The sequence below is a fragment of the Propionivibrio sp. genome (assembly GCF_041441355.1).
Taxonomy (GTDB): Bacteria; Pseudomonadota; Gammaproteobacteria; order Burkholderiales; family Rhodocyclaceae; genus Propionivibrio.
Genome location: NZ_JASDTF010000039.1, coordinates 22,352 through 34,830, shown reverse-complemented (window position 1 = coordinate 34,830; position 12,479 = coordinate 22,352). Strand labels below are relative to the sequence as shown.

Annotated in this window: 14 protein-coding genes; 7 read left to right on the top strand and 7 right to left on the bottom strand. The window is 66.6% G+C overall.

What is annotated here, in order from left to right:
* Nucleotides 1-6: 6 nt before the first annotated feature.
* Genes QMB55_RS13450 through QMB55_RS13430 form a run of 5 tightly spaced genes read right to left on the bottom strand, consistent with a single transcriptional unit; the run spans nucleotide 7 to nucleotide 4,430 of the window.
* Complete coding sequence (locus tag QMB55_RS13450) at nucleotides 7-1,611, bottom strand: efflux RND transporter periplasmic adaptor subunit (protein ID WP_497589232.1); 1,605 nt, start codon at nucleotides 1,609-1,611, stop codon at nucleotides 7-9.
* 18 nt (nucleotides 1,612-1,629) lie between these two features.
* Entirely contained in the window at nucleotides 1,630-3,003 is a 1,374-nt protein-coding gene (locus tag QMB55_RS13445) for a TolC family protein (protein ID WP_497589231.1), read from the bottom strand.
* A 13-nt stretch (nucleotides 3,004-3,016) separates the two neighbouring features.
* Complete coding sequence (locus QMB55_RS13440; RefSeq protein ID WP_497589230.1) at nucleotides 3,017-3,412, bottom strand: copper-binding protein; 396 nt, start codon at nucleotides 3,410-3,412, stop codon at nucleotides 3,017-3,019.
* A gap of 4 nt (nucleotides 3,413-3,416) precedes the next feature.
* Entirely contained in the window at nucleotides 3,417-3,902 is a 486-nt protein-coding gene (locus QMB55_RS13435) for a DUF411 domain-containing protein (protein ID WP_497589229.1), read from the bottom strand.
* Nucleotides 3,903-3,953: 51 nt separating this feature from the next.
* Entirely contained in the window at nucleotides 3,954-4,430 is a 477-nt protein-coding gene (locus QMB55_RS13430) for a cupredoxin domain-containing protein (protein ID WP_497589228.1), read from the bottom strand.
* A gap of 157 nt (nucleotides 4,431-4,587) precedes the next feature.
* Between QMB55_RS13430 and QMB55_RS13425 the strand changes: the two genes are divergently transcribed.
* From QMB55_RS13425 to QMB55_RS13405, 5 genes are read left to right on the top strand one after another with little or no spacing between them, the layout of a single operon-like run.
* Nucleotides 4,588-5,271: a heavy metal response regulator transcription factor gene (locus QMB55_RS13425; RefSeq protein WP_497589227.1), complete on the top strand. Its 684-nt coding sequence runs from the start codon at nucleotides 4,588-4,590 to the stop codon at nucleotides 5,269-5,271.
* The gene (locus QMB55_RS13420; protein ID WP_497589313.1) at nucleotides 5,271-6,716 is read left to right on the top strand and encodes a heavy metal sensor histidine kinase; all 1,446 of its coding nucleotides are present in this window, start codon (nucleotides 5,271-5,273) and stop codon (nucleotides 6,714-6,716) included. Before QMB55_RS13425 ends, QMB55_RS13420 begins: the two co-directional genes overlap by 1 nt.
* A gap of 19 nt (nucleotides 6,717-6,735) precedes the next feature.
* The gene (gene tsaB / locus QMB55_RS13415) at nucleotides 6,736-7,413 is read left to right on the top strand and encodes a tRNA (adenosine(37)-N6)-threonylcarbamoyltransferase complex dimerization subunit type 1 TsaB (RefSeq protein WP_497589226.1); all 678 of its coding nucleotides are present in this window, start codon (nucleotides 6,736-6,738) and stop codon (nucleotides 7,411-7,413) included.
* An 8-nt stretch (nucleotides 7,414-7,421) separates the two neighbouring features.
* Nucleotides 7,422-7,889, top strand: a complete 468-nt coding sequence (rimI, locus tag QMB55_RS13410) for a ribosomal protein S18-alanine N-acetyltransferase (RefSeq protein WP_497589225.1) — start codon at nucleotides 7,422-7,424, stop codon at nucleotides 7,887-7,889.
* Nucleotides 7,886-8,692 (top strand): uracil-DNA glycosylase, encoded by an 807-nt coding sequence (locus tag QMB55_RS13405; protein ID WP_497589224.1) that lies wholly within the window; start codon nucleotides 7,886-7,888, stop codon nucleotides 8,690-8,692. The genes rimI and QMB55_RS13405 overlap by 4 nt, the downstream gene beginning before the upstream one ends.
* 136 nt (nucleotides 8,693-8,828) lie before the next feature.
* On the opposite strand, the gene hemG is transcribed toward QMB55_RS13405, so the two are convergent.
* Together hemG and QMB55_RS13395 are read right to left on the bottom strand one after the other, a co-directional pair.
* A complete protein-coding gene (hemG, locus tag QMB55_RS13400) occupies nucleotides 8,829-9,350 on the bottom strand; it encodes a menaquinone-dependent protoporphyrinogen IX dehydrogenase (protein WP_497589223.1) in 522 nt (173 codons plus the stop codon).
* On the bottom strand, nucleotides 9,347-10,636 hold the full coding sequence (locus QMB55_RS13395) for a threonine/serine exporter family protein (RefSeq protein WP_497589222.1): 1,290 nt from the start codon (nucleotides 10,634-10,636) through the stop codon (nucleotides 9,347-9,349). The genes hemG and QMB55_RS13395 overlap by 4 nt, the downstream gene beginning before the upstream one ends.
* On the opposite strand from QMB55_RS13395, the gene QMB55_RS13390 reads away from it, so the two are divergent.
* Nucleotides 10,635-11,591, top strand: coding sequence for a substrate-binding periplasmic protein (locus tag QMB55_RS13390; protein ID WP_497589221.1), 957 nt, complete (start codon nucleotides 10,635-10,637; stop codon nucleotides 11,589-11,591). The genes QMB55_RS13395 and QMB55_RS13390 overlap by 2 nt on opposite strands.
* Nucleotides 11,588-12,412 (top strand): substrate-binding periplasmic protein, encoded by an 825-nt coding sequence (locus tag QMB55_RS13385; protein ID WP_497589220.1) that lies wholly within the window; start codon nucleotides 11,588-11,590, stop codon nucleotides 12,410-12,412. Before QMB55_RS13390 ends, QMB55_RS13385 begins: the two co-directional genes overlap by 4 nt.
* The last annotated feature ends 67 nt before the right edge of the window (nucleotides 12,413-12,479 follow it).

Sequence of the window (12,479 nt, the reverse complement as noted above, 5' to 3'; positions counted from 1 at the left end):
TCCGCGTCAGTGTTTCGAGTGGGCGGCATTGGCCGGCGTGGCCGCTGCCGGTGGGGCGGACGCCGCAGCGGCCTTGATCGCGGTAATCACCCATTCGCCGGGGGCGCGCTCGACGAATTCGAAATCGACAGCGGTTCCAGGCTTGATGCCGCTGAGCAAGGCCGGGTTGGCCAGCTTGAATTCCATGGTCATGGCCGGCCAATTGAGGCTGGCGACGGGGGCGTGTTCGAGCATCACCGTGTCCTTGTCGATGCCCTCGATCCGCCCGGTGGTGCGGTGGCTGACCGATTTTGCCGGAGCCTGACTTTCGCCCGGGGCGAAAGCGTTCAGGGCCGCCTTGAGGTTGCTTTCCGAATCGAGCAGGAAGTTGGCGGCGACGACCACGGTCTCACCAGCCTTGAGGCCGTCGACGACCTCGACGTACTGTTCGCCGCGTTGCCCGAGGCGGACATCGCGCGGTTCGAAACGCCCTTCGCCGAGCGCCACCAGCAGGCGCTGGCGCGTCCCGCTGTCGATCACCGCCGACTTGGGCACGCTCAGGGCCGGTTTGGCGTTGCCGCTCGGCAATTCGACCTGGGCGAACATTGCCGGTTTGAGCAGGCCCTCGGGGTTGGGCAGCTCGAGACGAACGGGCACGGTGCGGGTTGCGGCGTTGAGCGTCGGGTAAACGTAGCTGACGGTGCCGGTGAAGGTTTTCTCCGGGTAGGCGGCGAGCCGGACCTGGGCTTTGCCGCCGGTGCGCACCTGGCCAACGTCCTGCTCGGCGACATCGGCGACGACCCACACGGCAGAGAGGTCAGCGATCTGATAGAGCGCATCGCCCGGCATGAAGCGCATGCCTTGAATGGCTTTTTTCTCGGTCACGATGCCGTTCGCCGGGGCCGTGAACGTGAGTGTGCGGCGCACCTCGCCGCCGTTCTTGAGGGCTTCGATCTGACTGGCCGGGATGTCCCAGTTTTTCAGGCGCAGGAGGCTTGCCGTTGCCAATTCGCGCATTCCGCCCTGGGCCAGTTGTGCGGTCTCGCCCGATTTGGCGAGGGTCTCGACGCCTTGCGCGGCGAGCGCGTATTCGCGCTGCGCGGAGACGAGCTCGGGGCTGTAGACCTCGAACAAGGCCTGCCCACGGCGGACGGCCTGCCCGGTGAAACCGACGTGCAGGCGTTCGACGTAGCCCTCGAACTTGGGCGTTACCGCATACACGCGCCGTTCGTCGATCTCGACGCGCCCGGAGGCGCGAATCGTCTGGTCGAGCACGCGTGCCTCGGCGATTTCGGTGCGCACGCCGAGCTTTTGAATCTTCTCGCTGCTGACGCGGATGGCATTGCTGTTCGCGCTGTCGTCCTCGCCCTCATAGACCGGGAGGTAATCCATCCCCATCGGGTCTTTCTTGGGCACTGGCGAGGTGTCGGGTAAGCCCATCGGATTGCGGTAGTAGAGGAGCTTACGCGCCGGTTTGGCAGGTTGAGCCGTTTCGGCCGGGCTGGCCGCGGTCGTGGGGGCGCCGGGGATGGATGGGTGGGCGGCACCGCGCTGGCCCAACCAGTAGCCGCCACCGACGGCGAGGGCGACGCCCAGGGCGCTGCCGGCAAGAAGGAGAGTTTTGGAGGTCATGGGGGTGAGGTCGAAAAATCAGAGTTCGTCGCCGAGCAGACGCTCGACTTCGGCCAGGCGAACGCGGGCGTCGCCCTGGGTCTTGAGGAGGTTGACGCGCGCCTGACGGATCTGGCGTTGGGCTTCGAGCAAGGTGGCGAAGTCGACCTTGCCGTTTTCATACGCGGCGAGCGCCGAACGCAGGGTCAGTTCGGCCTGGGGCAGCAGGCTGTCTTCGATCAGCGTCGCCGAGCGGCGCGCGGCATCGAGCGCCGAGAGGTTTTCAGCCAGCTCGGAAAAGATCTGATTGACGCTGGCTTCCTTGCGCGCCTGCGCGGCGGCGAGCATGGCTTCGGCTTCGCGCTCCTGTGCCCGGCGGGTACCTTGCTGCAAGGGCAGGTTGAACTGGAGCATCACTTCCCATTCCTTGACTTCGCTCTGGTACTGGATCGGCGAGACGCCGACGGTGAAGTCGGGGTAACGGTTTTTCAGCGTCAGCTCTCGGTTTTTTTCCGCGGCGCGGATACCGTGGCCGTCCGAGAAAAGGCGCGGGTTGCGGGCGCGTACCCGCTCGGCGAGGGTGTCGAATTCAAGCTGAGCCGGGGCGGGCAGCGGACGCAGTTGCTCGGGGGCCGCCAGGAGCGCGCCCGCCGGGCGTGCCAGGAGGCCGTTCAGACGGGCTTCTAGCTGACGCTTTTCGTTGTCGAGCAGGATCAGCTCATTGCGCATCGCGGTCTGTTCGGACTGGGCGCGAATGACGTCGGCCTGCGCCGCGAGACCGCTGCCGTAACGGACCTGCGCCAGGCGCTCCAGGCGCAGCATGAGGTCGAGAATTTCGCGCGCGAGCGCGGCGTTGTGCTCGACGGTGTAGAGCTGGGTGTGCAGGGCTTTGACCTTGGCCGAGAGTTCGGCCCAGTTGCCGCGCGCTCGCCCTTCCGCGCCAGCGGCTTCGAGTTCGGCGATTTCGCGTTTCAGGTCGCGCTTGCCGTACCAGGGCAGGTCCTGCATGAGCAGGTATTTGGTACTGCCGACGCGGCTCGGAGAGAGCGTCGCACCTTGCTCGCCCATCTTGGTGATGTCGCGCCATTCGATCTGGACTTTCGGGTCCATCAACGCCCCCGCGGGTTCGATGCGTTCCTGCGCCGCCTGCGCCTCGTAGCGCATCGCGGCGTATTCGGGGTTGTTCTCCCGCGCGTAGTCGAGCAGGCTGGCGACGGTGCGGCCCGGTGGCGCGGCCATCGCGGCGCCGTTCGTGGAAGATGCGTTGACGAAGGGCGCGCCAGGGCGGGATTCTCCGCCGACGTGCGCTGCCTGGGTCTGCGCCTGCGCCCAGCTGGCTCCACCCGCCAGCAGGCCGAGAATGAGTGCCATGCGCAAAGGCGCATGGCGGAAGGCTGTGCTTGTGCGTTTCATGACCGTCTGCGCGTCAGGGCGTCGGTTCGTAGCGCACGATGGTCAGTGCGCCGTCGATCGTCTCGGCCTGAAAGCGAATCTTCATTCCCGCTTTCAGGGTGTCGAGCCAGACGGTTTCCTTGACCTTGAAAACCATCGTCATCGGAGGCATGCCGAGGTTTTTGAGCGGCCCGTGGCTGACGGTGACCTTGCCGGCCGCTTTGTCGACCTTCTTCACCTCTCCGTCGGCGAGGGGCGACTGACTCTGGTTCAGTGTGCTGGCCGGCGCTGCGTGGCCGCTGTGGCCGTCGTGGCTTTGCGCGTAGGCCGGCGTGCCGGCGAAGAACACGGCGGCCAAAAACAGCGTGGCGCCGGCCAGCGGCAGGGCGTGGGTCAGGTGGAACGGGGCGTGGCGAGGGGTGGCGGGCATGGCTTTACTCCTTGGGCGACTGATGCGTGGCGTAGGGGCGGGCTTTGCCGCCGTGCTGGACCAGAACGGTGGTGAAATCGGGGGTGTTGGGAATGTCCATCCCGGGCGATCCGGCCGGCATGCCCGGCATGGCAAGGCCGACGGCCTGAGGTTGTTCCTTGAGCAGGCGCTTGATGTCCTTGGCCGGAACATGGCCCTCGACGGCGTAGCGGCCGACCTTGGCGGTGTGGCAGGAGCCGTACTGGTCGGGCATGCCGAGCTTGCGCCGCGCGGCGCCAAGGTCGTCGACGATGTGCGCGTCGACCGCGAAGCCTTCGCGCTTCAAGTGCTCGATCCAGCGGTCGCAGCATTCGCAGGTCGGGCTCTTGTAAACATCGATCTTGGGCTGGACCTGGGCATAGACCGCACCGCTGCCGAGCAGGGTCAAGACGGTCAGCCAGGCGGCAATGCGGCGTTGGAGAAAAAAGGGACGAGGGGCGTTTTGGGACATGATGGGAAATCCGGCGTTGGAATCTATCGGTATAGTCGAAGGGAGGGGCGTTTAAAGCACGACGATGCGGCCACGCATGCCGGCTTCGAAATGGCCGGGCAACAGGCAGGCGTAAGTGAAGGTGCCGGCGCGGGTGAACTTCCAGGTCAGTTCGCCGCTCGCGCCCGGAGCGACGCTGGCGCTGTTCGGGTCGTCGTGCTCCATGTTCGGAAATTTGGCCATCAGCTTGGCGTGCGCCTTGATTTCCTGGTCGGTGCCGAGCACCAGTTCGTGTTTGATGCGCCCGTCGTTGCGCAACACGAAGCGCACGATTTCCCCGCGTTTGACCTTGAGTTCAGGCGTCGAGAAACGCATGCGGTCATCCATCGACAATTCGACGGTGCGGGTGGCCTCGGCGGCCGGGGCGGGGCGTCCGATCTGGCTGTGTTCGCCGCCGGCCTGCGCCAGGGGCGAGGCCAGGAGCAAGGAAAGAAGGGGGAGCAGGGCCGCGAGCCGGCGATCGGGGAAAATACACGGTTTCGGGGGCATGGCTGGCTTTCAGTGAGGGTTTGAGCAATGAGCGCACTGTACGCAGGCGATGCCGACGGCAAGCTGACGACAAGATTACATTCCGGTAATGTTGCTCGCCGGACGTCGGCGCGGCGGATAATCCGGGCCTGATCCATGGCGATGAAAAGGACGTGACGTGAAACTCTTGGTGGTCGAGGACGAAGCGAAAACCGGCGATTACCTGCGCCAAGGTCTGCTGGAGGCGGGGTACGTGGTCGATCTGGTGCGCGACGGCGTCGACGGCGCGCATGCTGCGCTGACTGGCGAATACGACCTGATCGTGCTCGACGTGATGCTCCCCGGCCTCGATGGCTGGAGCATCCTGCGCCGGTTGCGGGCGGCGGGCGGCGAAACCCCGGTGCTCTTTCTGACCGCGCGCGGCCAGGTCGAGGACCGGGTGCGCGGCCTCGAACTCGGGGCCGACGACTACCTCGTCAAGCCCTTTGCCTTCGCCGAGTTGCTGGCCCGTGTGCGCACCCTGTTGCGGCGCGGAAGCAAGAGCAAGGATTCGGAGTTCCTGCAGGTCGCCGACCTCGAACTCGACCTCATGCGCCGGCGGGCGACGCGCGGCAGCCAGCGCATCGATCTCACGGCCAAGGAATTTGCCCTGCTCGAACTGCTCATGCGTCGCCGGGGCGAGGTTTTGCCGCGCTCACTGATCGCCTCTCAGGTCTGGGACATGAATTTTGACAGCGACACCAATGTCATTGAAGTTGCGGTGCGCCGCCTGCGGGCCAAGGTCGACGACGGTTTCGCGCTCAAATTGATCCGCACCGTGCGCGGCATGGGCTACGTCCTCGAAGAGGAGGGCGGCGCGTGATGCGGGCCGGGCCGGGGGGGGGCGCCGGCGCGTCGATCACCCTGCGCCTGACGGCTTTCTTCGCGCTGGTGTCGACCCTGGTCCTGCTCGCGCTCGGTTATCTGATCGCCAACGCCGTCGAGCAGCATTTCGTCGAACAGGATCTGGAAATCCTCGATGGCAAGCGCCGTCTCATCGAACGCGCGGTGGCTGACGTCGCCACGCCCGACGACCTCGTACCGCTGGCCCGGCGCCTCGATGACGCGCGCGCCGGATTTTCCGGCCTGGTGCTGGCGGTCGCGTTCGGCCGCGAAGGGAAAGAACTTGCGCCCGATCGCCTGGTTTTCGCCGGGCAGGGGGGCGATTACCCCAAGCTTCTGCTCGACGAACCGCCGTCCGAGCCGCCCCGTCTGCGGCGCTGGCGAGATGCTGACGACCGGCCCTGGCGCGGCGTCGCCGTGCGCGTGCCCGGGCCGGGCCCGCTGGGCGAAGTGCGCGTGGCGTTGGCGCTCGACATCTCGCATCACGAGCACTTCATGCACCGCTTTCGCACCACCCTTTGGACCTTCGTCGGCCTTGCCGCGGTACTGATCGGCGTTCTCGGCCACATCGTGGTGCGCCGCGGCCTGCGCCCGCTGCAGGCAATCCGCCGCCGGGCCGAGGAGGTGACCGCACGGCGGCTCGACGCGCGCCTGTCGCCCGAGGCCTTCCCGGCCGAGTTGGCCGAACTGGTGGCCGCGCTCAACGCGATGCTGGCGCGCCTCGAAGAGGCATTCGTGCGCCTGTCCGATTTTTCCTCCGACCTGGCGCACGAGTTCCGGACGCCGGTCAGCAACCTCCTGATGCAGGCCCAGGTGACGCTGGCCCGGGCGCGTACGGAGGACGAATACCGCGATGTTCTGGTCTCGAGCATCGAGGAATACGAACGCCTTTCCGGAATGATCGCCGACATGCTGTTCATCGCCCAGGCCGAGGAAGGGCGGCTGGTGCCGAATCGAGAACCGCTGGCCCTCGCGGCGCTTGCCGACGAATTGGCCGATTTCTACCAGCTCGCCGCCGAGGAACGCGGCATCGAACTGCGGGTTGTCGGCGAGGCGCGCGTCGAGGGCGACCGGGCGATGCTGCGCCGCGCGCTCAGCAACCTGCTCGCGAATGCCTTGCGCCATACCCCGGCGGGGGGCGAAGTGCGCTTGTGCCTGTCCGAGGCCCACGATGCGGTCGAAGTGACGGTGCAGAACAGCGGCACGCCGATTCCCGCCGAACACTGGCCCTACCTCTTCGACCGCTTCTATCGCGTCGATCCGGCGCGCCAGCGCGACGGTGGGCGCACCACCGGCCTCGGGTTGGCCATTGTGAAATCCATCGTTGAGGCGCACGGCGGGCAGGCCGTCGTCGCATCCGATGCTGAGGCCACGCGTTTCATCCTGCGCTTTCCCGTCGGACGCGCCCCGGCGCAGCACGGCTAATCACGGGTAAAATGCGCGGATGAAGATTCTCGCCCTTGAAACGGCGGCCGATCCCGGCAGCGTGGCGCTCTGGCGCGACGGCACGGTGACGGCGCGCACCTGTCCGCTCGATCAGACCAACTCCGCCGCCCTGCTGCCCGAAGCGCGGGCGCTGCTCGCCGAGGCCGGTCTCGATTTTTCCGATCTCGATGCGGTGGCCTTTGGCGCCGGCCCGGGCTCGTTCACTGGCCTGCGCGTCGCCTGCGGTGTGGCGCAAGGCCTGGCTTTCGGACGCGGGGTTCCGCTCCTGGGCATCGGAACACTTGAGGCGATGGCTTGCGAGAGCGGTGGTGCGCGTGTGTTCGTCGCCCTCGATGCGCGCATGGGCGAGGTTTACCACGCGTGTTACGTCGATGGCGTCCTGCAGGGTGAGATCGGCGTTCATCCGCCCGAACAGGTCCCGTTACCCGATGGCGACGGCTGGCTGGCCTGCGGCAATGCCTTCACCGCCTATCCGCGGTTACGCGAACGTTTTGTCGACCAAGTCAGTGAGTGGCAGCCCGAGCGGCTGCCCGGCGCCGTGGGCGTCGTCCGCCTCGCAGCACCGCGCCTCGCGCGCGGCGAAGCGGTCGATCCGGCGCTGGCGGCACCGGTCTATGTGCGCGACAAGGTGGCCAAGACAGTCGCCGAACGTCTGGCCGAAGGCGGTCGCGCGTGATGGGCGGAATGCTGGTCCCGCACGTTGAACTGCGGCCGATGCAAGGCACCGACCTGGATGCCGTGCTGGCCATCGAGACCGAGGTCTTTCCCTACCCCTGGACGCGCGGCAACTTCTCCGACGCCCTCGACAGCGGTTACAGCGCCTGGGTTTGCCTGCTCGACACCGAAATGATCGGCTACTTCGTCCTCATGCAGAGCCTCGACGAGGCGCACCTGCTCACCATCGGCGTGCGCGTGCGGCGGCAGAAGTGCGGTTTCGGCGCCCGACTTTTGCGCCATGCGATGTCGGTGGCGTCGCACGCCCGTGCCCGCCGGATACTGCTCGAGGTGCGCGGTTCGAATGCGCGGGCGCTCGAGCTTTACCGGCATTTCGGCTTCAGCCAGATCGGCGTGAGGAAGAACTACTATCCTGCTGACGGCGGACGCGAGGACGCGCTGGTGCTCGAACGCACCCTCGAGGAGGTGAGGGCATGAGCCTGACGCGCGAACGCCTGTTGGCCGAAATGGGCATTGCCCCGCTCTGGGTGCGCCGCGACGCGCAGCCCGTCGGGGTGCCGGAAACTTTGGCGGTGCCTGCTGCTGTTGAGCCTACACCGTCCGAAACGGCGATGGATGTCGAGACGCCCGCATTCGAGGCGCCTCCCCGCGCTGATGTGCCGGGCTTCACTGCCGATGCCAACCCGGCCGCGCTCACCTGGCCGCAAATCGATGACGCGATCCGCGCCTGCCGCGCCTGTCCGCTGTGCGAGCGGCGCAAGCAGGCCGTGCCCGGCGTCGGCGACGTCGAGGCCGACTGGTTGTTCATCGGCGAAGGTCCGGGGGCCGACGAGGACGAACGCGGCGAACCCTTTGTCGGTCAGGCCGGCCGTCTGCTCGACGCGATGCTGGCGGCGATCAACCTTGAGCGTGGCGAGAACGTGTACATCGCCAATGCCGTCAAGTGCCGCCCGCCCGGAAACCGCACGCCCGAGCCCGCCGAGTTGGCGGCCTGCCGCCCTTATCTGGCGCGCCAGATCGCCCTGATCCGTCCGCGCCTGATCGTCCTGCTCGGCCGCGTCGCGGTGCAATCGGTGCTCGGACAGGATGTCTCGCTCGCCAGCCTACGCGGTAAGACGCTGCGCTATCAGGATCGAGACGCCGGCCTCGACATCCCGGTGCTCGTCACCTACCACCCCGCCTACCTGCTGCGCAACCTGCCGGATAAGGCCAAGGCTTGGGAAGACCTGTGCCGCGCACGGGCGTTGATGCGTTCCCTGGCCGCGGACGCGGCGGCTTGACCTCAAAAGAAGGCGTGCGTACGGCGAAAGTGGTGGTCCCCAAGGCGCGCGCTGCGCACGATGAACGTCGAGCACGCTTTTCCCCTGCGCGCCGCGTTCATCGGGCTTAGGGCTTCCCCGCTTTGCTTTCAGGCCGTCACAGCGTCCGCCCGAAGGCACGGACTTTTTCCCAGTTGGTGAACTCGACGTCGTGCGCGGGGTCGGTCGGGCCGCCCGTGATCCACATGATGAAGCGGATCATGGCTTTGTCGTACCACGGGTAACGGCTGTAGCGCAGGGCGCCGGCAAAAACCGCGAGGCGTTGTGGCCGCCACGGCGACTTCTTGAGGAAACTGCGCATGTACACCGAGCCTTCGGGGGTGTCCTTGCCCGGCTTGCGCGCGGTGAGATTGACGCAGAAAAAGACGTTCGGGCGCGCCTCGAGCGTTGCCTGTTGCGCCGCAATGAAGGTGTAGAGCGCTTCAGGCAGATGGCCGTAGCGGATCGAGGCGCCGATCACCACTTGCGCAGCGTGGGCGGCGGCGTCCGCCGCGTGTGCGTCGGTCAACGTCAACAGACGGGCGTCGCGCCCGGTGCGGCGGACTTCGTCGGCCATCGCCTCGCAGATGCGCCGGGTTTGACCGTCGTGGGTGGCGTAGAGAAAAAGGACGGCGTTCATCGCGACCTCTCTCCGGCCGTGGTGGCCAGACGGGCTGCGGTGCGCCGCCGACGCAGGCGGGTAAAGGCCAGCGGCGCAAGATTGTCGGCGAGCAGCAGGCCGACGGCGAGCACCGCGCCGGTCAGCACCATGTCGGTGAGCAGACCGACCCCGGTGGCACTGTCCTGGGCCATCAGGGCGTGCAGACCGCGAAAACCAACGCTGCCCGGCACCAGGGTGATGATGCCGGGAATCTTGACTAGGATGGCCGGCTGGCCGCTGAGCGCATTGTAGAAGTGGCCGGCGAAACCGACCGCCAGCGCACCGGCAAAGGCGCCGACGACCATGCCGAAGCCGGCGTGGACGATGGAGTAGATGCCCCAGGTCAGGACACAGCCGGCGATCATGGCGAGCACAGAGCGCCAGGGCGCCTGCAGTACCCCGAGCATGGAGACGCCGAGAATGGCGATCGCCGGCCAGATCACCCAGGCGGGCAGCGGGAGCGGTGTGCCGGTGGCACGGTCTGGAACGAGGTGCAAGCCGATTTCGTTGCCGATCCCCAGGCCCGCGCCCATCAGAAACAGCAGGAGAAAGACGCCGGCCAGCCGGCCGGTGCCGGCGAGCAGGTTCTGGGTGGCGAGTTCGGACATCGCCACGGTGAGCATGAAGCCGGGCAGGAGAAAGACAACGGCGGCCACCGAAGTGATGAAGGGCGATTGCTGCGGTAGCGCGAGCGCCGAAAGGTGGGCGGCGAGGGCAGCGAAAGCGCAGAGGATGACCGGCGTCGCCGGTCCGAGGCGGGGGTAGCGGGCCAGGACCAGGTAGGCGCGCACGAAGAGGGCGCCGATGGCGCCGCCGCAGACGATTTCGGCCCAGCCGCCGCGCAGCAATACGGCAACGCCGGCGGAGAGCAGAAAACCGAAGAAGACGAAGGACCAGCCGGTCCACAAGGGCGGGGTGTCCATGATTGCCTTCAACTCGCGTTCGCAGCGGTCGAGGCTGGCCGGACCGTCGATGCGGCCGAGCAGTTCTTCGAGGGCGATCAGCCGCGCCATGTTGTAGTCGTAGGGCGGCAATCGGGTCATGACCACGCGCTGCGTGCCGTCCTCGGCGGTGAGGTTGAGGGTGAGCATGGTCAGTACGGCGAAGCAGACGACGCGCACGCCCAATTGCTGGCCCACTGCGTTGAGCTGTCGTTCGAGTTCGTGCGAGTGCAGGCCGCTGATGTGCAGCGCCTGCGCCAGATCGAGCAGGAAGCGCGCTTGCTGGTCGAGGTTGGCATGCGGCGCGTTCGGATGGGGCGTCATGGAGGTCGAGGCGGGGTCGGGTGTGGAATTATATCGGCGCCTTGCGTCGGCCTGCGAGCGAATCTGCGCAGCGCCCATTGACGCCGTCGGCAGGCGCGCCAATACTGACTTATGGCGTGCGGAAAGACAAACGATGACGAAGTGGCGGATTGAGGCTTGGGGACGGACGCTACTTACACTCGCCAGCTTTGCAGCTGTGCCGGTCATGGGCTGCTCGTTACCGCAGTGCCCGCCCGGGCCGATCTCCTTTGCCCTGTACGAGCACGGCCATTTCTACGACATGAAACGTGACCGGGGGATCGACCGCGACGTGGCCGAAGTGCTGGCGAGACGTTCAGGCTGCCGTTTCGAATTCCTGCCTCGGGCGCGCCCTCGCATCTGGCACGACTTGCAGTCGGGTGCGCTGATGATGACCGGCTCGGCGATCCCGACTGAAGAGCGGAGTGAACTGGCCTGGTTCGTGCCTTATCTGGCGGTGAAAAATTACGTTCTCGTCCGGGCCTCGCTGCCGATCGGTTCGGCGCGCGAGTTCATCGCTTCGAAGCATCTGCGCTGGGGGGCGGTGCGTTCCTACCGGTATGGCGAGGAGGCCGACCGCTTCCTCGAAGCCCTGCGCGCCGAAGGTCGCCTGGCCGAGGACGGCGACCTGCGCGCGGCCTTCCGTGCCTTCGCCAAGGGGCGCACCGACGGGATCTTCATCCAACCCTACGTGCTGAATCTTTATCTTGAAGCCCATTCCGCCGGGGAAGCGGTGCGAGTGCTCGACTGGTTTCCTGAGGATCCGCCGGTGATCGGTGCCCTGGCGTTTTCGAAGCACTTTTTCACGGCCGAGCAGGTTGCCGCTTGGCGTGAACTGGTCGAGGGCATGCACGCCGACGGTACCTTGAAGGCAATCTTCGCCCGTTACGTCGGTGCCGAACAGGCGGAGCGCATGTTACGCTTTAGACGCCCATGAACTTCATGTCCCCCTGCGACCTGCCTCGCCTCTGGCGTCCTGTCGCCGTCCTGCTCCTCGCCGTGCTTTGCGCACCGGCCATCGCAGCGCCGCTGTGCAACGGGCCCATCCGCTTTGCACTCTACGAGAACGGCTACCTTTACGACGCGTCCACCGAGCGTGGCATCGACAAGGACGTCGCCCTCGAACTGGAGCGGCGCAGCGGCTGCCGTTTCGAGTTCGTCGTTCGTCCGCGGGCGCGGATCTGGCACGACCTCGAGGTTGGCGCCGTGGCGATGACGGGATCGGCCGTTGCGACGGCGGAACGCCGGCATTTTGCTCATTTCGTGACCTACATGACCCAGAAGAATTTCGTTGTTGTCCACCGCGCCGTTCCGGCGCGCAGTGCTGCGGAGTTTTTCGCCGGTTCCGAGGCGCGCTGGGGGGCCGTACGCGGCTATCGGCACGGTGTTCGCGCCGACCAGTACCTTGAAACCCTTCGTCGCGCCGGGCGTCTGGCCGAAGCGGCGGACATCGGCGAAGTTTTCCGACTCTTTGCGCGTGGGCGTACCGCCGCTTTGCTCGCGCCGCCGGCCACGTATGCGCGCTATCTGGGTGAGGTGCTTGATCCGGGGCGGGTGCGCATCGAAGACTGGTTTCCGGCCGACCTGCCGATCCCGCACGCGCTCGCATTTTCGCGCCAGCATTTCTCGGAAGAGGCGATTGAGGGCTGGCGCCGCATGCTCCGCCAGATGCGTGAGGACGGCAGCCTGCGTAACATTTACGCCCACTACCTCGGGAGTGAGGATGCCGCACGCCTCCTCGCCTTTACGCCGGATTGAGCACCAAAGCAAGCGCGGCTCGGCTTCTGGTCCGTGCGTGTGGCGATTCCGCCTTTCATGCCCGTTT

Coding starts and splice junctions, on each gene's coding strand:
- QMB55_RS13450 (WP_497589232.1), bottom strand. CDS start 1,611: ATGACCTCCAAAACTCTCCTTCTTGCCGGCAGCGCCCTGGGCGTCGCC.
- QMB55_RS13445 (WP_497589231.1), bottom strand. CDS start 3,003: ATGAAACGCACAAGCACAGCCTTCCGCCATGCGCCTTTGCGCATGGCA.
- QMB55_RS13440 (WP_497589230.1), bottom strand. CDS start 3,412: ATGCCCGCCACCCCTCGCCACGCCCCGTTCCACCTGACCCACGCCCTG.
- QMB55_RS13435 (WP_497589229.1), bottom strand. CDS start 3,902: ATGTCCCAAAACGCCCCTCGTCCCTTTTTTCTCCAACGCCGCATTGCC.
- QMB55_RS13430 (WP_497589228.1), bottom strand. CDS start 4,430: ATGCCCCCGAAACCGTGTATTTTCCCCGATCGCCGGCTCGCGGCCCTG.
- QMB55_RS13420 (WP_497589313.1), top strand. CDS start 5,271: ATGCGGGCCGGGCCGGGGGGGGGCGCCGGCGCGTCGATCACCCTGCGC.
- tsaB (WP_497589226.1), top strand. CDS start 6,736: ATGAAGATTCTCGCCCTTGAAACGGCGGCCGATCCCGGCAGCGTGGCG.
- rimI (WP_497589225.1), top strand. CDS start 7,422: ATGCTGGTCCCGCACGTTGAACTGCGGCCGATGCAAGGCACCGACCTG.
- QMB55_RS13405 (WP_497589224.1), top strand. CDS start 7,886: ATGAGCCTGACGCGCGAACGCCTGTTGGCCGAAATGGGCATTGCCCCG.
- hemG (WP_497589223.1), bottom strand. CDS start 9,350: ATGAACGCCGTCCTTTTTCTCTACGCCACCCACGACGGTCAAACCCGG.
- QMB55_RS13390 (WP_497589221.1), top strand. CDS start 10,635: ATGGAGGTCGAGGCGGGGTCGGGTGTGGAATTATATCGGCGCCTTGCG.
- QMB55_RS13395 (WP_497589222.1), bottom strand. CDS start 10,636: ATGACGCCCCATCCGAACGCGCCGCATGCCAACCTCGACCAGCAAGCG.
- QMB55_RS13385 (WP_497589220.1), top strand. CDS start 11,588: ATGAACTTCATGTCCCCCTGCGACCTGCCTCGCCTCTGGCGTCCTGTC.